Source organism: Nonomuraea sp. NPDC059007 (genome assembly GCF_042740555.1).
Classification (GTDB): Bacteria; Actinomycetota; Actinomycetes; order Streptosporangiales; family Streptosporangiaceae; genus Nonomuraea.
Genome location: NZ_JBHYJD010000037.1, coordinates 80,610 through 104,467, shown reverse-complemented (window position 1 = coordinate 104,467; position 23,858 = coordinate 80,610). Strand labels below are relative to the sequence as shown.

22 protein-coding genes are annotated in these 23,858 nt (G+C 72.0%); 7 read left to right on the top strand and 15 right to left on the bottom strand.

Annotation, left to right across the window (positions count from 1 at the left end):
• Positions 1–16: 16 nt before the first annotated feature.
• The 7 genes from ACFWY5_RS42015 to ACFWY5_RS41985 form a co-directional block, all read right to left on the bottom strand.
• Entirely contained in the window at positions 17–247 is a 231-nt protein-coding gene (locus tag ACFWY5_RS42015; protein WP_379624504.1) for a hypothetical protein, read from the bottom strand.
• 65 nt (positions 248–312) lie between these two features.
• A complete protein-coding gene (locus ACFWY5_RS42010; RefSeq protein ID WP_379624502.1) occupies positions 313–654 on the bottom strand; it encodes a hypothetical protein in 342 nt (113 codons plus the stop codon).
• A 69-nt stretch (positions 655–723) separates the two neighbouring features.
• On the bottom strand, positions 724–1,791 hold the full coding sequence (locus tag ACFWY5_RS42005) for an N-acetylglucosamine kinase (RefSeq protein ID WP_379624500.1): 1,068 nt from the start codon (positions 1,789–1,791) through the stop codon (positions 724–726).
• Entirely contained in the window at positions 1,677–2,564 is an 888-nt protein-coding gene (locus ACFWY5_RS42000; protein WP_379624498.1) for a carbohydrate ABC transporter permease, read from the bottom strand. Before ACFWY5_RS42000 ends, ACFWY5_RS42005 begins: the two co-directional genes overlap by 115 nt.
• Positions 2,561–3,505: a carbohydrate ABC transporter permease gene (locus tag ACFWY5_RS41995; RefSeq protein WP_379624496.1), complete on the bottom strand. Its 945-nt coding sequence runs from the start codon at positions 3,503–3,505 to the stop codon at positions 2,561–2,563. Before ACFWY5_RS41995 ends, ACFWY5_RS42000 begins: the two co-directional genes overlap by 4 nt.
• 1 nt (position 3,506) lies before the next feature.
• A complete protein-coding gene (locus ACFWY5_RS41990; RefSeq protein ID WP_379624494.1) occupies positions 3,507–4,850 on the bottom strand; it encodes an extracellular solute-binding protein in 1,344 nt (447 codons plus the stop codon).
• 13 nt (positions 4,851–4,863) lie between these two features.
• The gene (locus ACFWY5_RS41985; protein WP_379624492.1) at positions 4,864–6,063 is read right to left on the bottom strand and encodes an ROK family protein; all 1,200 of its coding nucleotides are present in this window, start codon (positions 6,061–6,063) and stop codon (positions 4,864–4,866) included.
• Between the two features lie 390 nt (positions 6,064–6,453).
• Here ACFWY5_RS41985 and ACFWY5_RS41980 point away from each other — a divergent pair, with 390 nt between their 5' ends.
• From ACFWY5_RS41980 to ACFWY5_RS41965, 4 genes are all read left to right on the top strand, one after another.
• On the top strand, positions 6,454–8,598 hold the full coding sequence (locus tag ACFWY5_RS41980) for a HelD family protein (protein WP_379624551.1): 2,145 nt from the start codon (positions 6,454–6,456) through the stop codon (positions 8,596–8,598).
• 629 nt (positions 8,599–9,227) lie between these two features.
• Positions 9,228–10,787 carry an apolipoprotein N-acyltransferase gene (lnt, locus tag ACFWY5_RS41975; protein WP_379638180.1) on the top strand — a complete coding sequence of 520 codons (1,560 nt, stop codon included), beginning with the start codon at positions 9,228–9,230 and terminating at the stop codon, positions 10,785–10,787.
• 9 nt (positions 10,788–10,796) lie between these two features.
• Positions 10,797–11,537, top strand: coding sequence for a polyprenol monophosphomannose synthase (locus tag ACFWY5_RS41970; protein ID WP_379624488.1), 741 nt, complete (start codon positions 10,797–10,799; stop codon positions 11,535–11,537).
• Positions 11,538–11,621: 84 nt separating this feature from the next.
• Complete coding sequence (locus ACFWY5_RS41965; protein ID WP_379638179.1) at positions 11,622–12,125, top strand: FxsA family protein; 504 nt, start codon at positions 11,622–11,624, stop codon at positions 12,123–12,125.
• A 69-nt stretch (positions 12,126–12,194) separates the two neighbouring features.
• On the opposite strand, the gene ACFWY5_RS41960 is transcribed toward ACFWY5_RS41965, so the two are convergent.
• A complete protein-coding gene (locus ACFWY5_RS41960) occupies positions 12,195–12,539 on the bottom strand; it encodes an RNA polymerase-binding protein RbpA (RefSeq protein WP_184968423.1) in 345 nt (114 codons plus the stop codon).
• 141 nt (positions 12,540–12,680) lie between these two features.
• Positions 12,681–13,286, bottom strand: a complete 606-nt coding sequence (locus ACFWY5_RS41955; RefSeq protein ID WP_379624484.1) for a hypothetical protein — start codon at positions 13,284–13,286, stop codon at positions 12,681–12,683.
• A gap of 147 nt (positions 13,287–13,433) precedes the next feature.
• On the opposite strand from ACFWY5_RS41955, the gene ACFWY5_RS41950 reads away from it, so the two are divergent.
• Entirely contained in the window at positions 13,434–14,879 is a 1,446-nt protein-coding gene (locus tag ACFWY5_RS41950) for an OmpA family protein (RefSeq protein ID WP_379638178.1), read from the top strand.
• A 48-nt stretch (positions 14,880–14,927) separates the two neighbouring features.
• Here the strand turns inward: ACFWY5_RS41950 and ACFWY5_RS41945 are convergent, their stop codons facing one another.
• Entirely contained in the window at positions 14,928–18,059 is a 3,132-nt protein-coding gene (locus ACFWY5_RS41945; protein ID WP_379638177.1) for a BTAD domain-containing putative transcriptional regulator, read from the bottom strand.
• Between the two features lie 105 nt (positions 18,060–18,164).
• Here ACFWY5_RS41945 and ACFWY5_RS41940 point away from each other — a divergent pair, with 105 nt between their 5' ends.
• A complete protein-coding gene (locus tag ACFWY5_RS41940; protein WP_379638176.1) occupies positions 18,165–19,511 on the top strand; it encodes an FAD-binding oxidoreductase in 1,347 nt (448 codons plus the stop codon).
• Here ACFWY5_RS41940 and ACFWY5_RS41935 read toward each other — a convergent pair.
• Positions 19,498–20,007, bottom strand: coding sequence for a nuclear transport factor 2 family protein (locus ACFWY5_RS41935; RefSeq protein ID WP_379638175.1), 510 nt, complete (start codon positions 20,005–20,007; stop codon positions 19,498–19,500). The genes ACFWY5_RS41940 and ACFWY5_RS41935 overlap by 14 nt on opposite strands.
• Before the next feature lie 33 nt (positions 20,008–20,040).
• On the opposite strand from ACFWY5_RS41935, the gene ACFWY5_RS41930 reads away from it, so the two are divergent.
• Positions 20,041–20,520 (top strand): winged helix-turn-helix transcriptional regulator, encoded by a 480-nt coding sequence (locus ACFWY5_RS41930; protein WP_379624474.1) that lies wholly within the window; start codon positions 20,041–20,043, stop codon positions 20,518–20,520.
• Here the strand turns inward: ACFWY5_RS41930 and ACFWY5_RS41925 are convergent.
• Genes ACFWY5_RS41925 through ACFWY5_RS41910 form a run of 4 tightly spaced genes read right to left on the bottom strand, consistent with a single transcriptional unit; the run spans position 20,517 to position 23,854 of the window.
• Positions 20,517–21,884: an MFS transporter gene (locus tag ACFWY5_RS41925; protein ID WP_379624472.1), complete on the bottom strand. Its 1,368-nt coding sequence runs from the start codon at positions 21,882–21,884 to the stop codon at positions 20,517–20,519. The two genes, ACFWY5_RS41930 and ACFWY5_RS41925, sit on opposite strands and share 4 nt — an antisense overlap.
• Positions 21,885–21,891: 7 nt before the next feature.
• The gene (locus ACFWY5_RS41920; RefSeq protein ID WP_379624470.1) at positions 21,892–22,692 is read right to left on the bottom strand and encodes a glycerophosphodiester phosphodiesterase; all 801 of its coding nucleotides are present in this window, start codon (positions 22,690–22,692) and stop codon (positions 21,892–21,894) included.
• 35 nt (positions 22,693–22,727) lie between these two features.
• Positions 22,728–23,267: a TrmH family RNA methyltransferase gene (locus ACFWY5_RS41915; RefSeq protein ID WP_379624468.1), complete on the bottom strand. Its 540-nt coding sequence runs from the start codon at positions 23,265–23,267 to the stop codon at positions 22,728–22,730.
• Positions 23,264–23,854, bottom strand: coding sequence for a class I SAM-dependent methyltransferase (locus tag ACFWY5_RS41910; protein ID WP_379624466.1), 591 nt, complete (start codon positions 23,852–23,854; stop codon positions 23,264–23,266). Before ACFWY5_RS41910 ends, ACFWY5_RS41915 begins: the two co-directional genes overlap by 4 nt.
• Positions 23,855–23,858: the final 4 nt, after the last annotated feature.

Below are 23,858 nucleotides of genomic sequence, written 5' to 3'. Positions count from 1 at the left end.
CCGGCGGGCGGGAGGCTCAGCGCTGGCCGGGAATGGCCGGTAGCACGGTGACCATGACGCCGTCGCAGCTCACGCAGGTCGCGTGCGCCCACGGCGGCATGCTGTGCACGCCGTGGTGGCGCCAGGCGACGGTGTCGCCGCCGTGCCCGTCGTCGAGGTGGCGGGCTTCGTACTCGTCCTGCCAGACGTGTGAGCAGCGCTGGCAGAAGAAGGTCCAGATTTCCGAGAAGACGTCGGTTTCGCGCATGGCGAAGCACCCTCCTGGCGTTCGGTGCGGATGGCTGACGGGCGGGGGAGTGGTGTCCCGCCGGCTCACAGCCGCCAGACGCTCAGCAGGACCAGGCGCTCGGTGTTCCCGGTCGCCCGGGTGGGCGCCGCGGCCCGCCGTACCTCGGGAAAAGGGCGGGCGGCCGCGCTGCGCGGTCGCTTCACGGGCGGGCGGCGGTTGCCGCGCGGCCCGGCCTCGTCGGTGCCGCACTCCTCAACAAGGTGTACGGCGGAGGCCACCGCGACGGACTCGGCCGCCCAGGCGGCGTGACCGGGCGACCACAACGCGGCGCACAGCCAGAACGCGGCCAGCACCGCCGGCCACCGCGCCGATCCGATCTGCGAACACACCGTGGTCACACCATCACCCAGAGTCGCGAAACTCATGCCGAGGTGATTAGTATCCGCAGCTCAGAATGCCTAAACAGGCTCCCCGCACGGCAGCGGGGAAGCCGTTCAGGGAAGCCGGGGGGTGTACTGGGCGCGCAGGAGGGCCTTGGCCTCCTCGGTGGCGCCGAGCAGGTCCAGGCCGCTCAGCGCCGCCCCGGCGATCGGCGGTACGTCGGCGACGAGCAGTTTGGCCCGCGGCGCCCGCCCGGCGAACTCACCGTCGAGCAGCGCCGTCATCAGCGGGTCCCGCGCGGTCAGCATGCCGCCGCCCAGGACCACCTCGGTGGGCGTCTCCAGCAGATCGAGCCGCCGCAGGCACACCTCAGCCATCACCACCACCTCCTCGGCCAGCCGCCGGACCAGGGACGCGGCCACCGCGTCGCCGGAGCCGGCGGCGGTGAACAACCCTGGCGCCAGCTCCAGCACGCGGGCCGGATCGATCCGGCCGAAGTGCAGGTCGAGCACGAGTTCCTCGACGGACCCGACGGCGAACTGCCGCCTGACCAGCGTGCTCAGCGAGGTCGCCGGGCCGCGGCCGTCCTCGGCGCGGACGGCGTGCCAGAGCATCTCCTCCGCCACGTCCTGCCCGCCGCCCCAGTCGCCCGACATCTTCCCCAGGGCGGGGAAGCGGGCCATCCGGCCGGTGGGGGAGACACCGACCGCGTTGATGCCGGCGCCGCAGACGACGGCCACTCCCCACGGTCCCGACGCTCCGGCCCGCAGGAGCGCGAACGTGTCGTTGCGGACCACGATCCGGCCGGAGAAGCCCTGGAGGGCGAACTCGGCCGCCAGGATCTCCTCCTCCGCGGGCAGGTCGGCGCCGGCCAGGAAGGCCGCGACCAGCGCGGGGGAGGTGGTGATGCCGGCCCGCCGTACCGTGTGGAGGACCGTGGCGACGGCGGCGGGGACGCCGTCGGTGTGCGGCGTGAACGGGCCGCCGCGAGCGGTGGCCAGGACCCGGCCGTCCGCGGCGACCAGAGCGACGTCGGTCTTGCTGTTGCCCCCGTCGATGGCCAGGATCAGCCCTTCACCCCCGTCAATGTCACCCCCTCGATGAACACCTTCTGCGCGAGGAAGAAGATGATGATGACCGGAGCCGTCACGAGCAGCGTGGCCGCCATGGTGAGGTTCCATTGCACGCTGTGGAAGGCCTTGAAGGTGGCCAGACCCAGCGATAGCGTCCACCCCTCCTGGTCGACTCCCGCATACAGGAGTGGGCCGTAGTAGTCGTTCCAGCAGTAGAAGAACTGGAAGAGCGCGACCGCCGCGATCGCCGGGCGGGCCATCGGCAGGATGACCTTGAACAGCGTCTTGACGTCCGAGCAGCCGTCCACCCGGGCGGCGTCGGTGTAGTCGCGGGGGATCGTGACGAGGAACTGGCGCAACAGGAAGATCGAGAAGGCGTCGCCCAGCAGCATCGGCAGGATCAGCGGCCACAGTGAGTCCGTCAGGTCGAAGCGGGCCCAGATGAGGTACACCGGGACGGCCACCACCTGGGGCGGCAGCATCATCGTGGTGATGACCAGCAGGAACGCCAGCTTGCGCCCCCGGAAGCGGAAGCGGGCCAGCGCGTAGGCGACCGGGATCGACGACAGCAGCGTGAACGTCGTCGCCAGCGCGGCGTACATGAACGTGTTGAGCGTCCACTGCACCAGTTTCGACTTGGCGAACACGGCGGCGAAGTTCGACCAGTTCCACGTCTGCGGCCACAATTCACTCGTGAGCGCCTGCTCGTCGGTCATCAGCGCGGTCAGGAACACGAAGACCAGCGGCGCGATGAAGATGATGCAGAGCACGATGGTGATCGCGTGCTTGGCGATCCACATGAGCGTCTTGCGCCGGGCGCCGGCCGCCGGTCGTGCGCGTACGGCCCGCCGCCGGGCGGGTGCGGTCGCGGTGGCGCTCATGAGACCTCCTCCGCGTAGCGGAACCTGCGCAGCAGGACCGTGGTGAACACCATCGCCGCCGCGAACAGCAGGAGCGCCATCACGCAGGCGTAGCCCATGGAGAAGTCGCGGAAGCCGGCGTGGAAGAGCCACTGCGGAAGGGTCAGCAGCGACTGGTCGGGATAGCCGGGCGTGAACACGGACCCGGCCGAGTCGGTGGAGCCCGACGCGACCCGGGAGGCGATCATCGCCTGGGTGAAGTACTGCAGGGCGTAGATGACCGCGGTGATCGTCGAGAACAGCAGCACCGGCGAGATCATCGGCAGCGTGACGCTGCGGAACTGCCGCCAGGCGTTCGCCCCGTCGATGGAGGCCGCCTCATAGAGGTGCTTGGGCACGTCGAGCAGCGCCGCCATGAAGATGACGATCATGTTGCCGCAGCTCCACATCGCCAGCAGCGTCAGGCTCGGCTTCGACCAGGCGGGGTTGCCGAACCAGTCGGGCCCGGTGATGCCGATGAGCGCCAGGATCTGGTTCCACGGGCCGGTCGAGGGGTTCATCAGGAAGACGAACGCCACCGTGCCGGCCACCATCGGCACCAGCGAGGGCAGGTAGACGATGGTGCGGATCAGCCCGAGGCCGGACTTCAGCCGGGTGATGAGCTGGGCCACGCCGAGCGCGAAGATCAGCTGCGCCGGGACCATGATCGCGACCAGCCACAGCGTGTTCTGGATCGAGGTCCAGACCCGGTCGTCCTTGAACAGGTATCGCCAGTTGTCCAGGCCGATGAACTCCAGCGTGAACAGGTCGTAGCGGTGGAAGGAGAAGTAGACGGTCGCCACGAGCGGGTAGACGAAGAAGATCGAGATCCCGACCAGCCAGGGCGACAGCCACACGAGGGCGCGCAGGCCCTCGCTGCGCCGCCACCGGGACGGCGGCGCAGCGTGAGCGCGGGAAGCCACATCAGCCTCCGGACAGCTTCATCTTGTCGTCGATCCGCTTGTCGACATCTTTCAGCCCGGCGTCCAGGTCCTTGACCTGGCCCTTCTCCCAGGAGGCCATGAAGGTGGAGAGGGCGTCCTGGTTGAAGACGCTGTTGACGTTGGCGGGCAGCGTCGAGGTCTTCGGGTGGGCGAAGATGTCGAGGAAGGTCTTGAAGTTGTCGTCCTTGGCCAGGTTGGGCGACTCCATCGCGGCCTTGGTCGTGGGCACGTTGCGCAGCGCGTTGGAGAGCGTCACCAGCGAGTCGGTGTCGGTCGTCAGGTGCTTGATCAGCTCCCAGGCGTGCTGCGGGTTCTTGGCGCCCTTGGGGACGCCGATGACGGTTCCGGCGGTGAAGCCGCTGCCGTACAGGTCGGGCTTGTCGTCGGCGACCGGCAGGGGGGCGGTGCCGTAGTCCAGGCTCTTGGCCTTCGGGTCATTGGCGATCATGGCGTTGCGCCACTCGCCGTCGAGGATCATGGCGACCTTGCCCTTGAAGAACGGGTGCTCGGCGCCCCACTCGTCGCCCAGGCCCTTGCGGAACTTCTCGAGCTTGTCGTAGCCGTACCAGTCGACCAGCTCCTTCTGCCAGGTCAGCAACTGCTTCCAGGCGGGGTCGGTGCCGATGGCCGAGGTGCCGTCGTCGTTGTACCACTTGGCGCCGACCATGGGGCCGAGGTGCGACGGGCTGTTCTCGTAGTACTGCGCGCTGGGGATGAAGCCGGCCACCTTGATGTCGCCGTTGGCGTCGCGGACCGTGAGCTTCTTGGTCAGCTCGGTCAGCTCCGACAGCGTCTTGGGCGGCTCGCTGCCCTTCATCAGGGCGCGGTTGTAGTAAAGGCCGTAGGCGTCGGCCAGCAGCGGCATCGTGCACCGCTTGCCCTCGAACTCCGTGTAGGCGCGCGAGGCCTCGGGCAGCACCGACAGGTCGATGCCGTCCTGCTGGATGACCGCGGTCAGATCCTGGAACGCTCCCGACTTGCACCACTGGGCGACGTTGTCGGTGGTGAAGGACGCGGCCACGTCGGGCGCCTTGCCACCGCGGATGGCCGCGGTGATCTGGTCGTCCTGGACGCCCTTCTTGGTCTTGACGGTGATCTGCGGGAACTTCTTGGTGAAGGCCGCGACGGAATCCTCGAACGCCTTGGCCTCGGCATCGGTGGCGAAGCCGTGCCAGAGTTCGAGGGTGGCCGCGGGCAGCGCCTGCGAGGCCGATCCTGAGGGCTTGGGCTGGGCGCCGAGTGACGGCGCCGCTTCCTTGCCCGCGGTGCAGGCGGTCAGGACCAGGGCTGTGAGCCCGGCGACCGCCAGGGGGACGAAGCGCACGGGGGGTGCCTCCTCATGGCGTGGAAACCGTACTGCTGAAGACCTCGTCACGGGCTGTGTCGAGGGCCAGGTCGAGCGCGCCGGCGAGGACGGGATTGCCTTCCATGGTCGACAAGCGCACCTGAGGTCGAAGGGTGGTGAGCGCGTGAAGCTCGTGTTCGACGAGCTCACGCAGGGTTTCGCCGCCGGTCAGCACGGTGCCGCCGGTCAGCACGATGAGCGCCGGGTCGATCACCGAGGTGATCGAGGCCAGCCCCACCGCGAGCCGGGCCGCGACATCGCGCAGCCCCGCCCTGGCGTCGTCGGCGCGCTGCCCGCTTCCCTGGGCGGCGCGCGTGGCGTTGGCGATGGCCTGGCGGAAGTCGGACCCGCGCACGCCGTAGGACTGAAGAAGGGTGTGTACGGCGGGGCCGCCGCTGAGCGCCTGGTACCCGTGGTTGGCGTAGCGCCCTGCCTCCCGCGCGGTCGGCGCGCCGGGCGTGGGCATGTAGCCGACCTCGCCGGCGCCGCCGGTGGCGCCGCGGTGCATCCGCCCGCCGAGCACGATGGCCATGCCGATGCCCTCGTCGGCCCACAGGAGCACGAAGTCGCCGTGCCCGCGCGCCACGCCGTGGGCCTGCTCGGCCAGCGCCACGAGGTTGACGTTGTTCTCGACGTCGACCGGGGCGTCCAGGCCCTCGGCGAGGGTGGGCACCAGGTCGGGGATCAGCCAGCCGGGCACGTCCTTGGCGGTGGCGAAGCCGAGGCGGCCGGTGGTCGGGTCCATGGCGCCCTGGACGCCGATGACCACGCGGCGCAGCGGGCCGGGCGCGTTGGCGCCGTCCAGCGCGGCGCGCAGCCGTTCGACGAGGGTGCCCGAGGGGCGGCGCGTCGTGGGTAGCGTGTACTCGCCCACGACGGCGCCGGTGATGTCCGCGACCCGCGCCTGGACGCGGTCGGGGGTGACGTCGAGCGCGCCGACGTAGGCGGCGGCGGGGTTGATCCGGTAAACCTCTGCTGTACGGCCCGGCAGTCCTTCCCTGATCCCGTCGAGGACCACCAGGCCGGCATCCTGCAGACGGGACAGGAGCTGGGAGGCGGTGGGCTTGGACAGGCCGGTCAGGGTGCCGATCTCGGGGCGCGTCAGGGGCCCTCGCTCCAGGAGCGCCTGCAGGGCCGCGCGGTCGTTGATCGCGCGTAGCAGACTTGGAGTACCAGGAACCGGACCACTCACGACATCTCCCTCGCCACATCCTCACCCTGGGGATCCGCGGGTCCCGACGAGCGGAGTGAGGGTTAGGAAAGTTTCCTAACTTGGTGTGAACGTACGGAGTCCTGGCAGGATCGGTCAAGAGGTGAAACCAAGACGTGACCGTCTCAAGGAAAGGAAGATCCTGGGTGTCTCAACAGGCATGCTAAGGTCGTGATTTGTCGTAACAACTAGCAGAATGGCCCGGAGTGTCCCATTAACACCACAAACACTAGTGGTCCCACTACCGCCCGTCAAACCGAGCTGGCCAAGGAGCAGCAGTACGTCTCCCGCCTGTACACCCGGCTTGACGTGCTACGCGAGCGCACCCAGGGCCAGCTGAAGGACGTCCTGGCCACCGGAGCCGTCGGCACCATGCAGAACCGCTCCGAACGCGACACCTTCGCCGACATGTACGCCAACCGCCTGGCCCGCCTGTGGGCGGTCGAGCGCGGACTGGTCTTCGGCCGGCTGGACCACACGGAGGAGGGCCGGCTCTACATCGGCAAGCTCGGCCTCACCGACGACGAGCAGGAGCGGCTGCTCATCGACTGGCGCGCGCCGGTCGCCCAGCCGTTCTACCGCGCCACGCCGGCCGCCCCCATGGGCGTCACCCGCCGCCGGCATCTGCAGACGCGCGGCCGTACCGTGGTGGGGGTCGATGACGACCTGCTGGATCTCGACGGGATCAGCGAGGCCGACCGCGCCACCCTGAACGGCGAGGCCGCCCTGCTGGCGGCGCTGGACGAGAAGCGCACGGGCCGCATGCGCGACATCGTGGCGACCATCCAGGCCGAGCAGGACCGCGTCATCCGCGCCGACCTCAACGGCGTCCTGGTCGTCCAGGGCGGCCCCGGCACCGGCAAGACGGTCGTGGCGCTGCACCGCGCCGCCTACCTGCTCTACACCCACCGCGAGCGCCTGGAACGGCGCGGCGTGCTCATCCTGGGCCCCAACCTGACCTTCCTGCGCTACATCGAGCAGGTGCTGCCCTCGCTCGGCGAGACCGACGTGCTGCTGTCCACGGTCGGCGAGCTCTACCCGGGCCTGAACGCCACCGCCCGCGACCGGCCGCCCACGGCGGCGCTCAAGGGCGACATCAGGATGGCCGAGGTGATCGCGCGGGCCGTGCGCGACCGCCAGCGCGTCCAGCGCAAGCCCGTCCAGCTCCCGCTGGGCCGCTACACGCTCACGATCGAGCCCGGCATGCTCGACGCCGCGCGCAACAAGGCGGTGCGCTCGCGCCGCCCGCACAACCAGGCGCGCACGGTGTTCGTCCGCTCCATCCTCAACGCCCTCGCCCGCCAGGCGGCCAAGAAGATAGGCAAGGGCCTCATCGACGACGACGAGCTGGCGGACCTGCGCGAGGAACTACGCACCGAGCAGGTGGTGCGCACCGCGCTCAACCGCTTCTGGCCGTATCTGACGCCGCAGCGCCTCCTCCTCGGCCTGTACGGCTCGCCCGAACGGCTCGACTACGCCGCCGCCGCCCTGACCCCCGCGGAACGCGCGCTGCTGCGCAGGGAGGGCGGGGAGTGGACCGAGTCCGACGTCCCGCTGCTCGACGAGGCGGCCGAGCTCCTGGGCGAGATCGACGAGAAGGTGCTGCGCGCCAGCGCCGCCCAGGCCGAGGAGGACCTCGCCGCGGCCCGCCAGGCCGAGGAGCACGAGCGCGAGGCGGAGCTCGCCTACGCGCGCGAGGTCCTGGAGCTGACCGGCCTGTCCGACGTCATGGAGGCCGAGCGGCTGGCCGAGCGCCAGCGCGGCGGCGGCCCCTACCTGACCACGGCCGAGCGCGCCGCCGCCGACCGCACCTGGGCCTACGGCCACGTCATCGTGGACGAGGCGCAGGAACTGTCGCCGATGGCCTGGCGGGCGCTCATGCGCCGCATCCCCACCCGTTCGATGACGATCGTGGGCGACATCGCCCAGACCGGCTCGGCGGCCGGGGCGCGCGCCTGGGCTGAGGTCCTCGACCCCTACGTGGCCGGGCGCTGGCGCCAGGAGAAGCTGACGGTGAACTACCGCACGCCCGTGGAGCTGATGGCGGTCGCCGCCGACGTGCTGGCCACGATCGACCCCGAGCTGCGGGCGCCGACCTCGGTGCGCGAGAGCGGGGCGACGCCCTGGTCGGCGCCGCTGACCGAGCTGCCGGACCTGGTCAAGGCCGAGGTGGGCGAGGGCGGCAAGGTCGTGGTCGTCGCCCCGGACGTCCTGGTCGGCACGCTCGGCGCGAGCGTCGCCGCGGCGGTGCCCGGCACGGCCGTGGGCGGCGGGGCGGCGGCACTGGACGCGCCGGTGGCGGTGATGGGCGTGGCGGACGCGAAAGGGCTGGAGTTCGACTCCGTGATCGTGACGGAACCGCAACTGATCGTCGAGCAGTCGGCGCGCGGTTCGAGCGATCTTTACGTGGCCCTGACCCGCGCCACACAACGCCTGGGCGTCGCCCACGATCGCCCGCTGGGGCCCGCGTTGAGCCGCTTGCGGCCTCGAGGAAATGGACCGACAAATGGGCTTTAGCGCGGCGGCCGCGCGGGCGGGTCGTGGCGGGTCACCGCGCGGTCTCCCTGCCGCTCCCATGGACTACCTGCGAAAACTTGATGTTTCCGCTGATCGGGACACGGTTGACATCTGAGTTGGAGTCGGTAGTTTGCTGCGCAGTCCAGCACGGGACTTGGCCGGTTGGCCGTCTCTGACATCGTCGGATCCTGCGTCCGTGACGGAGCGTGACATATTGTGCGCGACTCCGTCCACACAGCCAGGTGCAGGGCCGTCGGTCCGTCGAGTCGGGGCACCCCAACCGGGCGGGGGGTTGGACCCGGGACGGGCCCGGTAGCCCAGTAGACAACGGAATTCCGCGCTCGCCGCCGACGAGACGGGTCCGGTCCGAAGGGTTTCCGGGCCCTCTTCCCGCTCCCGTGCCAGTGGATCACCACAAAGCGCCGGGTGATCTCGCGGCCGACGGCCCGCGAGGTCACCCTGCCAGGTGCGGCACTCCTGGCCAGGCGCGGAGCCAATCGCCCCGGCCAGGCGGTACCGTTTGCGCGACGGCTTGCAGCGATCGCGAGGAGACCGGCGTGGTGCAGGAGAAAGCGGCGGCCCCACCGCCCTCACCCCTCCCCCGCCCCCCCGCGCCCGCCCCGCCATCGGTGAAGTGGCCGAAGGAACCGCCCGCGCGCCTGCTCGCCCGCGTGGCCGCCGCCGTCGCCGGCGGGCTCGCGCTCTTCCTCGCCTTCCCGCCGCTCGACTGGTGGTGGAGCGCGCCGATCGGCCTGGCGCTCCTGGTCATCTCCGTGTACGGCTGCCGCCCCCGCCGCGCCGCCTGGCTCGGCTACCTGGCGGGCGTGGTCTTCCTGCTGCCGACCCTGTGGTGGGTCAGCCCGATCGGCGTCGACGCCTGGATCGCGCTGGTCGCCGTCGAAAGCCTCTTCTACGCCGCCTGGGCCTTCCTGACCCGGCTCACCCTGCGCCTGCCCTGGTGGCCGCTGTGGCCGGCGGCGCTGTGGGTGGGCATGGAGTGGTGCCGCTCGACCTTCCCGGTGGGCGGCTTCCCCTGGGCCAGGGTCGCCTTCAGCCAGGGCGAGTCGCCGTTCACCCCGTACGCCGCGCTCGGCGGCGTGCCGCTGGTGACCTTCGTCGTGGCGCTGTGCGGCTCGCTGATCGCCTACGCGGCCGTCCGCTACCTTCCGGCGCTACGCCGGGCCACCGGCGCCCCAGAGCCGCGTGACGGGCGCCTGGCGGTGGCGCCGCTGGCGCTCGCGCTGGCCGTACCGCTGGCGGCGCTCGCGATCCCGCGGCCCGGCGACGAGGGCCGGTCGGTCAACATCGGCATCGTCCAGGGCAACGTGCCCGGCAAGGGCATGTACGCCTTCGGCGAGGAACCCGCCATCGTCCTGCGGAACCACGCCAACGAGACCAAGCGCCTGGCCCAGGCCGCGCGCGAGGGCAAGGTCCTCAAGCCGGACATCGTCATCCTCCCCGAGAACTCCACCGACATCGACCCCTACCGCAGCGACTTCGCCCGCTCGGTCATCGACGAGTCGGTCAAGGACGTCGGGGTGCCCACGCTGGTCGGCGCGGTCGTCTCGATCGGCGACGCGCAGCGCGCCACCCGCAGCCTCGTCTGGGACCCGGTCAAGGGGCCCGGCGCCTACTACGACAAGCAGCAGCTCGTCCCGTTCGGTGAGTACACGCCGTTCAAGGAGGTCTTCCTGGCGTTGTTCGAGCGGGCCAGGCTCGTCGGGCGGCAGTCGGTGGCGGGCACCAGGCCGGGCGACCTGCGGATGGGCCCGGTCACCATCGGCGCCGTCAACTGCTACGAGGTGGCCTTCGACGCGACCGTCCGCGAGACCGTCAGGGCCGGTGGCACGCCGCTGGCCGTGCAGACGAACAACGCCACCTACGCACTGTCCAATCTTCCCCCGCAACAACTGGCCATGTCCAAGCTGCGCGCGGTGGAGCACAATCGAGCCGTGGTGACCGCCGCGACCACAGGGATCTCCGCCTTCGTCACGCCGGAGGGTAGGGTCTCCTGGCAGACCCGCGAGGGGGTCGCCGACATGAACGTGGTCAAGGTGCCCGTAAGGACCCGGGCCACGCTCGCCACCACGGTGGGCGCGGCGCCCGAATGGGCACTGATGGTGATGGGTGTGGGGGCCGTAGGCGTCGCCGCGTGGCGCGGCAGGCGCCGAGACGATCGGATGAGGTAACGACTGACCATGGAGACGCTTGGCCGGGTGCTCATCGTCGTACCCACGTACAACGAGCGTGACAACCTGCCGCTGATCGCCGGACGGATCCGGGCCGCCGTGCCCGACGCGCACCTCATGATCGTCGACGACAACAGCCCCGACGGCACCGGCGACCTCGCCGACGAACTGGCCGCCGAGGACGACCACGTCCACGTCCTGCACCGGCCGGGCAAGCAGGGGCTCGGCGCCGCCTACATCGCCGCGTTCCGCTGGGGCATGAGCGAGGGCTACGACGTGCTCGTCGAGATGGACGCCGACGGCTCCCACCAGCCCGAAGAGCTGCCCAAGCTGCTGGAGGCGCTGGCCGAGGGCGCCGACCTGGCGATCGGCTCGCGCTGGGTGCCCGGCGGCAAGGTCGTCAACTGGCCGGCGCACCGCGAGTTCCTGTCCCGGGGCGCCAACGTCTACGTGCGCCTCATCCTGGGCCTGCCGATCCGCGACGCCACGGCGGGCTTTCGCGCCTACCGCGCCGCCACGCTGGAGAAGATCGGCGTGTCGGGCGTGGAGTCGCAGGGCTACTGCTTCCAGGTCGACCTCACCCTGCGCACCGTGCGCAGCGGGCTGCGCGCCCGCGAGGTGCCGATCACGTTCGTGGAGCGGGTCAACGGGGTCAGCAAGATGAGCGGCAAGGTCATCACCGAGGCGCTGTGGCGGGTGAGCCTCTGGGGCGTCACCGGGCTGCCCGCACGCCTGCGCCGCCGCCGCTGACACCGCCCTCGCGCGGAACGTCCGGGGCGGCCCGGACGTTGTACCGTCAGTAAACGGCGTCCGCCTGCCCGAATGAGGAAATCGATGGTCCGGCTCCTGCTTTTCCTGGCCTTCCTGGTCGTGCCCGTGCTGGAGATCTGGGTGCTCATCCAGGTCGGCTCCGTGATCGGCGGCTGGACCACGGTGGCGCTGCTGATCGCCGACAGCCTGTTCGGCGCGTGGATCGTGCGCCGCGAGGGGCGCCGGGCCTGGCGCAGCATCAACGAGTCGCTGCAGTCGGGCCGGATGCCGGACAAGGAGCTGGCCGACGGCGGGCTCATCCTCGTCGGCGGGGCCCTGCTGCTGACGCCGGGGTTCCTGACCGACATCGCGGGGTTCCTGTGCGTGCTGCCGTTCACGCGGCCGATGATGCGCCGCCTGGGGTCGTGGTTCTTCGCCCGCCGGGTCAAGGCGATGGCGGCGGCTTCGCCGTACGCGAACCTGGGTGTGCCCTTCCAGCGCGCGGACCAGGACCCCTCGGCCGACCCGTCGGGCGGCGGCAAGGTCGTGCACGGCGAGGTCATCAGGGAGGAGCGCGACGGCGGCTGAGCGGCCGGTCGCGGACAAGCCAAAGCCCCCGGACCCATCAGGGCCCGGGGGCTTCACCGTGAGAATGTGTCAGGCGCTCTTGCGACGCTGGGCGCGTAGGACGGCCAGCCTCTCGTTGAGCACCTCTTCCAGGTCCTCGATGGACCTCCGCTCCAGGAGCATGTCCCAGTGCGTCCTCGGTGGCTTCGCCTTCTTCGACTCCGGCTGCTCGCCGTCCACGCGCACCGCGGTCACACCGCACATGCGGCACTCCCAGGTGGCGGGGATCTCGGCTTCAGCGGCAAGCGGAACCTCGAAGCGATGGCCCTTCGGACAGGTGTAGGACACCTCCTGGCGCGGGGCCAGATCCGTGTTACGGTCGTTCTCGTAGCTGGTTGCCCCGAGCCGGGTGCCACGAAGTGCGCGCTCGCCCATGTCTAAATGCCTCCTACAGGGCCCCCACTAAGATGGGGGGTCTGTCTCCCACGGTGTCTAACGCTTGGTACCGTGATGGGATTCCCACCCGGAGCGTCATCCAACCGCTCAGGCCGCCAGGAGTGGGAGGAAGTTCTTGTTTCACGCGGTTCGCGAGCGCCACATTTCCCCGGCCAGCCACAGCGCGCCCAGCGCGATGAGCACCCCGTGGGCGATGCGCAGGGCGTAGACCGGCGCGAAGAACTGCGGGATGAACAGGGCGAACCCGGCCGCCAGCGGCACCGCGCTCCACTTGCTCAGCACGCCCGTGCGCCAGACGGCGACCGCGGCCATGACCGCGCCGGCGCCGAGCAGCAGCAGGCCGCCGGCGAACATCGTGACCTCCACCGTCCCGTAACGGAAGTCCTGCGCCAGTTCCATCAGCGCGGGCGCGCCGTCGCGCAGGGATCGTTCGGCGATGACGTTGAGCCCGAAGTCCTCCGCGCCGTAGTAGGGCAGGGTCAGCCCGGCGCCGATCCAGGTCACGACCGCGGCGCGCAGTGAGAGCCGGTCGCCGAGGACCTGGTGGAGCCCGAGTACGGCGAGGCCGATCAGGATGAACCCGAGCATGGCCGCGAGGTGCCCGATGACCCAGTTCGCCGAGGCCATGGCGGCCGCGTCGTCGCCCGAGGGGCGCAGAACCGGATAGAGCAGGAACATCAGGCCGGTGGCCGCGAAGGCGGCGGAGGTGAGACGGGGGGCGGGCATCGGAGTCTCCTTGAAGTACATCGCTCTGTTGTGAGAGCAATGCTCTCGAAAGAGAGCGCCTGTGTCAAGAGCACTGCTCTCGGAAGGGCGTTTCGCGTGAGACGCCGGTGAGATGTCCGTGGAACGCGCCCCCGGCACGCTTTCGGCATGACCCCTCACACCCGGCGCCTGGCCTGCGGCGTGGCCCTCGTCATCGGACTGTCCGCCTGTGGCGCGCTCCCGCCCCCCGCCGCCGGCCGGGACGAGCCCTCCTCCTCCGCGGGGGAGCCCTCTGCCCCGGCGGAGGAGGAGCCCCGGTCCACGCGGGACGAGGCGCGGCCGAGCGCGAACAAGCCCCAGCCGGGCCGGCCCGATCCCGGCATCGTCGCCCCCGCCGTCTCCACCGCGCTGCCCGTCGAGGGCAGGAACCTGCGCCTGTCCAGGACCGGGGAGAAGGAGCTGGCGCTGCGGTTCGACCTGTTCAACGGCACGGACAAGGAACTGTCGCCCGGCACGCTCGGCCTGGACGCCCGCGAACGGCTCGTGGCCCTCGTCGACCCGGTCACGGGCACCGCCTACGGCCTGGCGGGCAATTCCGGCGAAGGGCGCATCAGCGAGGACGTGGACGTGGAGCCCGGCGCAAGCACGCCGGTGACGGCCGTGTTCACCGCGCCGCCCGAGGAGACCACCGAACTGCTCGTGGCGCTCAACGGCCTGCGGCCCGTGATGGTGCCGATCGGCCCCGCCGGTCCCGAGGACGGCGCGGTGCCGCCGGGCCGGGGCGACGCGCAGGTGGGCGCGCTGGTCTGCAAGGTCGGCAGGGGCGGCAAGGAGGCGTTCACGCTGCCCAGCGACGTGCTGTTCGAGTTCGGCAGCGCCAAGCTGTCACCGGCGGCCAGGTCGGCGATCACCGGTCTCGGCGAGCGGGTCGGCGCCTCCTCCGGCACCGTCACCGTCGACGGCCACACCGACGGGGTGGGCGGCGACGCCGACAACCAGACGCTGTCCGAGCGCCGGGCGCAGGCGGTCCGCCAGGCGCTGGGGCCCTCGCTCGGCGACTCCTTCGACTACCGGGCCAAGGGCCACGGCGAGAGCGACCCCGTCGCCCCGAACGCCAAGCCGGACGGCAGCGACGACCCCCGGGGACGGGCCAAGAACCGGCGCGTCGAGGTCGAGGTCGACGGGCAGCGCGAGCCCGAGGCGCCCGTCTCCGGCGGCGAACTGTCCGACGCGGGCCTGCGGGCCGAGGTCGACGGCGTGCGGCGGCTGTCGGGCTACCTGCTGGCCTCGGTGAAGGTGACCAACCCCGGTTCCGAGCCCGCGCCGCTGCCGTACGAGAACCACTTCACGCCCAAGGAGCTGACCACGGGACAGTTGTCGGTCAGCGGCCCCGGCAGCCGCCACGAGCTGTGCGGGTTCGCCGAGCCCACCTACTTCGACTTCGTCGGCACGCTCAGCTCCGGCTTCATGCCGGGCAAGCTCGACGTGCTGCCCGCCGGCGCCGAGGTGACGCTGTGGGGGCTGCTGCCCGCGCCCCCCGAGAACGTCGCGTCGGTGAAGGTCCAGCTCGGCGGGTACGGTGAGCCCCTGGACGCCCAGATCACCGAAGGCTGAGCCCCTGGGACGACCGGATCACCGGCGGTCAGCCCTTTGAGACAGCCTCTAGAGGCTCAGCTCGTGGCGGACCGCCGCCAGCCTGGCGGTGTATCTCGGCCAGCCGAACCCCGAGGCGGCGTACGCGGAGGCCGTCGCCTCGGCCAGGTCCCCGGCGCCGGCCCGGTCGCCGGAGGCGAGCGTCAGCGCCGCCGACACCGCCCTGGCGGCCAGCCACGGCGTGCTGCCCTCCGGCGCGTCGGCGTAGACCGCCCGCAGCAGCGAACCCGCCTCGTCCAGGTCGCCGCGCAGGATCAGCACGTCGGCCAGGTCGATGTGCGCCATGCTCGCCCCGGTGCCGTCCTCGGCCGCGTAGGCCAGCGCCGCGCGCAGATGCGTCTGCGCCGCGCCCGTGTCGCCGTCGGCGAGCCGGGCGTTGCCCCTGATCAGCTCGTTCAGCGGCAGGATCTGCCGGTCGTCGAGCCGGGTCGCGTAGTGGCCGGACTCGTCGGCGCAGGCCACCGCCTCGCGGGTACGGCCCATGGCCAGCAGCGCCTGGGCCTGGTTGCTCAGGCCCCTGGCCAGGCCGTGCTCGTCGCCGCTCTCCCGGTCGAGCGCGTTGGCGGTGACGTAGCGGTCGAGCGCCGCCTCCGCCTGGCCCGTGTACAGGTACAGGGTGCCCAGCGCGTCGGCGAACGCGGACCTGCGCTGCCTGTTGGCCAGCCGCTCCGCCAGTTCCTGGCCCTCCAGCAGCGGGGCGAGGGCGTCCTTCAGCCGGCCGCGCTCGATCTCGACGATGCCGCGGTAGTAGCGGACGTTCATGGTCAGCGTGTCGTCGTCGGCCAGCTCCGCGGCCTTGGCCAGCAGGGCCGCGGCCTCGTCGAAGCGGCCGACCATGGTCGTGACGAAGCCGTGGTCGCACAGGGCGGCCGCGCGTTCCGCCCGGGTGCTGCCCGGGGCGTCGGACAGGGCGGCGAAGTGGCGTCTGGCCTCGGCGTACCAGCCTCTGATGAGCCACGGGGTGTGCAGTTCGAGGGCCAGGCGCAGGCCGTCGGCGGCGCGTTCGGTGTCCGGGGCGCCGTCCAGGGCGGCCAGCAGGTTCGGCCACTCGGCGAACACCGCCCCGACCGCCTCGGCGCCGGCGAAGTCGTCCGGGTCGCCGGCCTGCCTGACGAACTCCAGGCACCAGGCCAGATGCGCGGCGCGGGCCGGTTCGCTCTCGCCGGCGGCGGCCAGCCGTACCGTGGCGTAGTCCTTGACGGTCTCCAGCAGCCCGAACCTGCGCCCGCCACCGCCGGTCTCCACCGTCACCAGGCTGCGGTCGGCGAGCTCGGCCAGCGCGGGGGCGACGTCGCCGACCGGCATGCGCGCGGCGGCCACGTGCTCGGCGGCCTCCAGCGTGAAGCCGCCGCTGAAGACCGACACCTGGCGCAGGACCGCGCGCTCGCGGGACTCCAGCAGGTCGTGGCTCCAGTCGAGGGCGGAGCGCAGGCTCGTGTGCCGTCCGCCGGCGCCGCGCGCGCCGCCGACCAGCAGCCGCAGCCGGTCCTCCACACGCGTGGCCAGTTGCGCCGCGGTCAGCGCCCGGGTGAGGCCCGCGGCCAGTTCGATGCCGAGCGGCAGCCGGTCCACCGCGGCGCAGATCGCGGCCACGGCGGCGGGGTCGGCGCCGCTCTGGTCGGGCGCGCACCGTTGCAGGAACAACCGCGCCGCCGCCGCGGGCGCGAGCGGCCCGACCCTGTGCAGCTCCTCGCCGGGGGCCAGCAGCGGCCGCTGTGAGGTGACGAGCACGGTCAGCCCCGTCGTACGGTCCAGCAGCGCCATCACCAGCTCCGCCACCGCCTCGACCAGGTGCTCGGCGTTGTCCAGCACCAGCAGGGAGCCGTCGAGCCGCGCGGCCGCCTCGGCCGGGTCGCCGGGATCGGCGCCGACGGCCGCCCAGATCGCGTCCTGCCTTCGGAGCGGGGCGAGCTCGACCACCGTGACCGCCCGCTGTCCGGCCACCGGGACCGGTCGCAGTCCCGCCACCACGGGCCCTTGTCCCGCCACCACGGGCCCTTGTCCCGCCACCTCGGGCCGTCCCGCCACCTCGGGCCCTTGCCCGGCCACCGATCTGGCCGCCTCGATCGCCAGCCGGGACTTCCCGCTGCCCGGCCCGCCGGTGAGCGTCACCAGCCCCGGCCGCGCCAACCGGCCCACCAGGGCGGCGAGGTCGCCGTCGCGGCCCACGAAACTGGTCGCGGGCCCGGGAAGCCGCACCGCCCCTTCACCCGCCCGCACGCCTTCTCCCGGCCGCCCGTCTTCTCCCGGCTGCCCACCTTCACCCGCCCGCCCGTTTTCTCCCGGCCGTCCGTCCTCTTCCGGCGGCCCGCCGAGGGCGGGTTCGCGTGCCGCACTCGCCTCTCGTGCCGGGGCGGGCTGCTCGTGAAGGAGGGAGGGGTCCTGGCGGAGCATGAGCATCTCCAGCCGCGCCGTCTCCGGGGCCGGGTCCACGCCGAGCTCCTCCGCGAGCGTACGGCGCAGCCTGGCCAGCCGGTCCAGGGCCTCCGCCTGCCGGCCGCTCCGGTAGAGGGCGGTGGCCAGCAGCCCGTGCACCGGCTCGTGCAGGGGGTGCTCGGCGGCCAGCCGTTCCAGCTCGGGCCGCGCCTCGGTGGCGGCGCCCAGCGCCAGGTCGGCCCGTAGCCGCTCCACGAGCAGGTCGAAGCGCCACGCGTCCAGCCGCTCGCCCTCCGCGGCGGCGAAGGGGACGGCCCGCAGGTCCTCCAGCGACGAGCCGCGCCACAACCCGAGCGCCTCGGCCGCGGCGGCCCTGGCCGAGCGGTGGTCACCGGCGCGCGCGGCGGCGTGCAGGCTCTCGGCCGCCTCGCGGGCGGCGCGCAGGTCGGCGGGGCCGGCGTCGAGGGAGTAGCCGCCGGCCGCCCGCGCCAGCCGCGCCCCGGACGGAGACGGGGACGGCGCCGCGGTGAGGGCGGTGCGCAGGCGGGAGGCCAGGACGCGCAGCCGCTCGGTGGGCCGGGTGAGCTCGGCCGCGCCCCACAGGTCGGCGGCGAGGCGTTCGTCGGGCACGGGGCGCCCGCCGGCCAGCGCGAGCCGGGCCAGGAGCGCGCGTTCGAGCGGGCGCTCCAGGCGGACCAGAGCCTCCCCGGCGCGGATCACGACCGGTCCGAGCACGAGGACGTCCAGGCCGGAGGGCGATGACATGGGCTGGATTATCCCAGGCTCGCCGGTGAGACGCCGGTGAAACGGAGGTGGAAGGTCGCCCGTCCAGGCTGGGCGGCATCGGTTTCACGGCCTGAGGAGACAACGATGCGGCTCGCCGTACGAGGAGAAGCGCTCACCCCCGACGACCCGGGCTACGAGGATGCCAGGAGGCTCTACAACGGCATGATCGACCGGCGGCCCGCGCTGCTCGTGCGGGCCGGCGGCACCGAGGACGTGGTGGTGGCGCTGGCCCACGCCCGCGCCCGCGGCATGGAGGTGAGCGTGCGCGGCGGCGGGCACGGCGTGGCGGGGCTCGCGCTCGGCGGCGACCTGGTGATCGACCTGTCCGCGCTGCGCGGCGTCACCGTCGACGCCCGCGAGCGCACCGCGGTGGTCCAGGGCGGCGCGACCTGGCGCGACGTCGACCAGGCCACGCAGGCCCACGGCCTGGCCGTCCCCGGCGGCCGGGTGAGCCACACCGGCGTGGCCGGGCTCACGCTCGGCGGCGGCCACGGCTGGCTGTCGGGACGGCACGGCCTGACCTCCGACAACCTGATCGGCGTGGAGATGGTCACCGCAGACGGCCGCGTGGTCTCCGTCACCGAGCGGGACGAGCCGGAGCTCATGTGGGCGCTGCGTGGCGGCGGCGGCAACTTCGGCGTCGTCACCTCCTTCACCTTCCGCCTGCACCCGGTGGAGCCGCTGATGCTCGGCGGGCTGATCGGCTACCGGGTGGCCGACGCGCCGGCCGTCCTGGACGCGCTGGCCGGGCTGGAGGAGTTCCCCGACTACAACGGCGCGGTGATCTTCATGACGGCGCCGCCGGAGCCGTTCGTGCCCGGCCACGTGGTGGGCCGGCCGGTCCTCGCGGTGGCGCCGGTGTGGCTGGGCGACCCGGACGCCGGAAAGGAGCTGATCAGGCCCCTGTACGCGGCGGCCGAGCCCCTGTTCGACGCCGTCCAGCCGATGCCCTACGTGGCGCTGCAGTCGATGATCGACGGCGGCGCCCAGCCGGGCTGGCGCAACCGGTGGAGCGCCGAGTTGGTCCGCGGCCTGCCGCCGGACCTCGTCGCCGACCTGCAGGACGCTGCGATGACCGCCCCGAGCCCGCTGACGCAACTGGTCGTCGCGGCGATGCCGGAGGCGGTCAGGAACGGCCCCGACTCCGCCTACCCGGGCCGGGAGGGCGGCCGCTACCTCATCCACCCCATGGCGGTCTGGACGGACCCGGCCGACGACGAGGCCAACCGGGCCTGGACGGCCAAGGTGACCGCCGCGATCCGGGGTCACGAGGTGACCGGCACGTACCTGAACCTGGAGGCCCCGGACGACGACCGGGTGCGCTGGGCGATGGGCGAGGAGCGTTACGGCAGGCTGCGGCGGGTGAAGTCGGCGTGGGACCCGGACGACGTCTTCCGCCACTGCGCGCACGTACGCGTCACTTCGGAGTGACGAGGGGCACCAGCGTGCGGTCGCCGAAGTCGGTCATGAACGCCAGCGGCTTGACCGAGGCGCCGACCAGCGCCGCCAGGGCGGGCTTGCCGGCGGTGCGGGCCAGGCCGGGACCGAGCGCCGCCATCATGGCGGTGAGCGCGGGCAGCGGCCTGATCCACATGGTGACGTCCTCGATGAGACCGTCCTCGCCGATCCTGACCAGGGCGGCCTCCTCCAGTTCGTGCTTGCCGAGGCGGGCGGTGGCGGCGAGCATGCGGGTGCGCTCGTCGCCGACGTCGGTGTGGTAGCGCAGCTCGCGCAGCGCGCCGAGCGCCACCGTGAACAGCTCGCGGACCTGCGCGTGCCCGGAGAAGCCCGCGCGGGCGCTCAGCGGGGAGTGGAAGGTGACGGTGGGGGAGAGCGTGGCCATCAGGGCGTCGACGTCCTTGGCCTCGCCCGCCTCGCGGTAGCGCCGGCTGACCTCGTTGAGTGAGTCCTGAAAGTGAACTGTCATGGGTTCACTTTATCAACTGACTATGCTGGGGTCATGAACAGGTTCGGGGACATGCACTGCTCCATCGCCCAGGCCGTCGGCGTGGTGGCGGAGCCGTGGACGCCGCTGATCCTGCGCGACCTCTTCCTCGGCCTGCGCAGGTTCGACCAGCTGAGCGAGGACCTCGGGATCTCGCGCAACCTGCTCACGCAACGCCTGGAGCGCCTGCGGGCGGCCGGCGTGGTGGAGAAGGTCGCCTACCAGGAACGGCCGGCCCGCCACGAGTACCACCTGACCGAGGCGGGCCGCGACATCGTGCCCGCGCTCATCACGCTGATGGCGTGGGGCGACCGGTGGGCGACGCCGCCCGGCGGGCCGCCCGCGCTGCTGATCCACTCCTGCGGGCGGCAGTTCACGCCCGAGGTGACGTGCCCGCACTGCGGCGGCGCCGCCGGTGCGGACACGATCACGATGGTCGGCGGCCCCGGCGCCGCGCAGGGGCCGGGGACGATGGTGCTGGCCAAGCCGGACTAGAGCTTGTCCGGGACGTCGTTGCCGGCGGCGCGGATGGCCTTGGGCAGGTTGACCGCGGCCAGGATGGCGCCGCCCAGGATGAAGAAGGCGACCAGCGAGATGATGCCCAGCCGGTAGCTGCCCGACAACTGGATGGCCATGCCGAGGGTGGCCGAGCCGAGGAAGGTCGAGCCCTTGTCGCTGATCTCGTAGAGGCTGTAGTACTCCGCCTCCTTGCCCTTCGGGATCACGTGGGAGAACAGGGAGCGCGACAGCGCCTGGGTGCCGCCCATGACGATGGCGATCGCGAAGCCGAGGGCGTAGAAGGCGGCGGCCGAGCCCGCGGGCAGGAAGTAGGCGATCGCGACGACGACCGTCCAGGCCACCAGCGCCATCAGCACGACCTTCTTCGCGCCGATCCGCGAGGCCACGAAGCTCAGCAGCAACGCGCCGAAGAACGCCACGAACTGCACCATCAGGATGGCGCCGATCTGCACGGTCGTGTCGAGGCCCAGTTCCTTCTCGGCGAAGGTCGCGGAGAAGGAGATGACGGTCTGGACGCCGTCGTTGTAGAGCAGGTAGCCGACGAGGAAGGCCAGCGTCAGCGGGTAGGCCTTCAGCCCGATCGCGGTGCGCCCGAGCTGGCGGAAGGAGCCGCCGATCGCCTGCCCGGCCGTCTCGCGGCGCGGGGCGGCGCCGCGCCGGTTGCGCAGCCGCAGCAGCGGGATGATCGTGAAGCCGCCCCACCACAGGCCCGCCGAGGCGAGCGCGATGCGCACCGCGGTGCCCTTGTCGATGCCGAGCATGTCCTCGCCGAACAGGAACAGCACCAGGTGCACGGCCAGCAGCAGCCCGCCGCCGAGGTAGCCGAAGCCCCAGCCCATGCCGGAGACCTTGTCCCGTTCGTCGGGCGTGGAGATGTCCGGCAGGAAGGAGTTGTAGATGACGAACGCGCACGCGAAGCCCACGTTCGCGATCAGGAACAGCAGGCCGCCGAGGATGTAGCGGCCGTCGCCGACGAACCAGAAGCAGACCGTGGCCAGCGCGCCCAGGATCGCGAAGAAGCCCATCAGCTCCTTCTTGCGCCCGGTGTGGTCGGCCAGCGCGCCCGCCACCGGCATGAAGACGATCTGCAGGATGGCCGCGACGCCGACGACGAAGGAGAAGTACGCGCCCGGCCGTACGTCGAAGCCGAGCACGTCCACGTACGGCGCGCCGTTCGCGGCCGCCTCGGCGATCGTGATCAGGTACGGCCCGAGGAAGACGGTCAGGACCGTCGTCGGGAAGGCGGAGTTGGCCCAGTCGTAGAAGTACCAGCCCCACTGCTCGCGCTTGCGCGCGGCGGGGGAGTCGTCGAAGACCGCGGGGGGTGAGGGGACGGTCATGCTTCTCCTATGCGGCCAGGGAGCCGGGATGCCAGAGGCCGCGCCGGTCGAGGACGTCGCGCAGGCCCGAGATGTTGTCGGTCATGATGCCGTCGACGCCCAGGTCGAGCAGGCGTTCCATGCGGAGCGGGTCGTTGATGGTCCACACGTGCACCTGCATGCCGACGGCGTGCGCGGTGTGCACCAGGGCCCTGGTCGTCACGCGCAGGCCGCGGAAGCCGACCGGGACCTGCGCGCAGGGGACCCCGGAACGGGCCAGGCGGGTGAGCAGCCGGCCGTAGCCGGAGGTGCTGGCGGCCGTGCGCAGGGCGGCCACGCCGCGCGGGCCGAGGGAGGAGCAGACCTCGCGGCCCATCGCCGCCCTGGCCCGTTCGAGGCGATCGTCGGAGAAGGAGGTCAGGCAGACGCGGTCGTGGGCGCCGGTGCGCCTGACCGCCTCGGCCAGCGGGGCGATCGCGCCGGCCTCCTTCACGTCGATGTTGAAGCGGGCCTCGGGGAAGCTGCCGAGCAGGTCCTCCATCAGGGGGATCTCGTGCGCGCCGCCGATGCGGGCCTGGCGTACCGCGCTGTAGGGCAGGTCGGCGATCCGGCCGCGCCGGTCGGTGACCCGGTCGAGCGTGTGGTCGTGAAAGGCCAGCAGCACGCCGTCGGAGGTGGCGTGGGCGTCGGTCTCCAGGTAGGTGTAGCCGAGAGCGACGGCCCGCTCGAAGGCGGCAGCGGTGTTCTCCCGTCCTTCGAGCGCCCCGCCCCGGTGGGCGAAGGCCAGGGGGCCCGGATGGTCGAGGAACGGGAATCGACGGCTGAGCACGGGTCGAGTATGCCTTCCGTGGGTGAACGTTTGGGTTACGAATCAGGCAGGTCTGCCCATTCCTGGCGGCGGGTCTCGGCCAGTGCCATGGCCGCGGCCACCGCGACGTTGAAGGAGCCGACCCGGCCGACCTGCGGGATGTAGCAGGCGCCGTCGGCGGCGTCGAGCAGCGCGGGCGAGCAGCCGTGGTCCTCGCTGCCCACGACCAGGCAGACGTCGCGGGCGAGGTCGGCGCGGAAGATCGGCCGCGCGTCGGAGGTGAGCTCGATCGCCAGTACGGCGTAGCCGTCCTCGCGGGCCGCCTTGACCGCGTCGACGGCGGGCATGGGCTCGTGCCAGGTGACGAGGCGGTCGGTGCCGAGCGCGGTCTTGCCCGCCTTGGGATTGGTGGGCGGGGTCGCGTTGCCGGCCAGCCAGATGGTGTCGACGCCGAACGCGGCGGCGCTGCGGAAGATCGAGCCGACGTTGAACGGGCCGGTCACCGACTCGAGGATCAGCGCGATCCGGTGTTCGGTGCCGCGCCGCCAGGTGCGGTTGAGCCGCTTCACGTCCGTGGGGCGAAGCTGCCTTCTCATCGTGTCACCTTCAGGATTCGGTACGCGGCCCTGGAAGCCTCACGGGAGGCCTGCCAGCCCTGCTCGCCGAGCCAGCGCTGCAGGGAGTCGGAGCCGAGGTGTTTCTGGACGACCAGGTAGGCGACGCCGTCGGGGGTCAGCCGCGACAACCACCTGGTGAGCATGGCGTGGAGTGCCGGCTTGCCGATCCGGATCGCCGGATTAGACCAGATAGCCCGAAATTTCACGTCATCTGGTACGTCGTCGATATGAATCGGTCTTACTTTGTAAAGGGCGGCGGCCTGGGCGTTGCGCTCCGTGAGCTCCAGCGAGCGCCGGTTCACGTCGACCGCCCAGACGGTCGCTTCGGGCGCCCGCGTGGCCATCGTCAGCGCGATCGGCCCGTAGCCGCAGCCCAGGTCGAGCAGGTCGCCTTCCTGCGGCGGCGGTGGCACGCTCTCCAGCAGGATCTTCGTCCCCAGATCGACCCGCTCGGGGGAGAACACGCCGCTGTCGGTCTCCAGCCGCAGGTGCAGATCGGGCAGCACGAGACTGACCGAGCCCGGCTTGTGGCTCGTGTCAGGCCGCTCGGAGAAGTAGTGGGCCACGTGC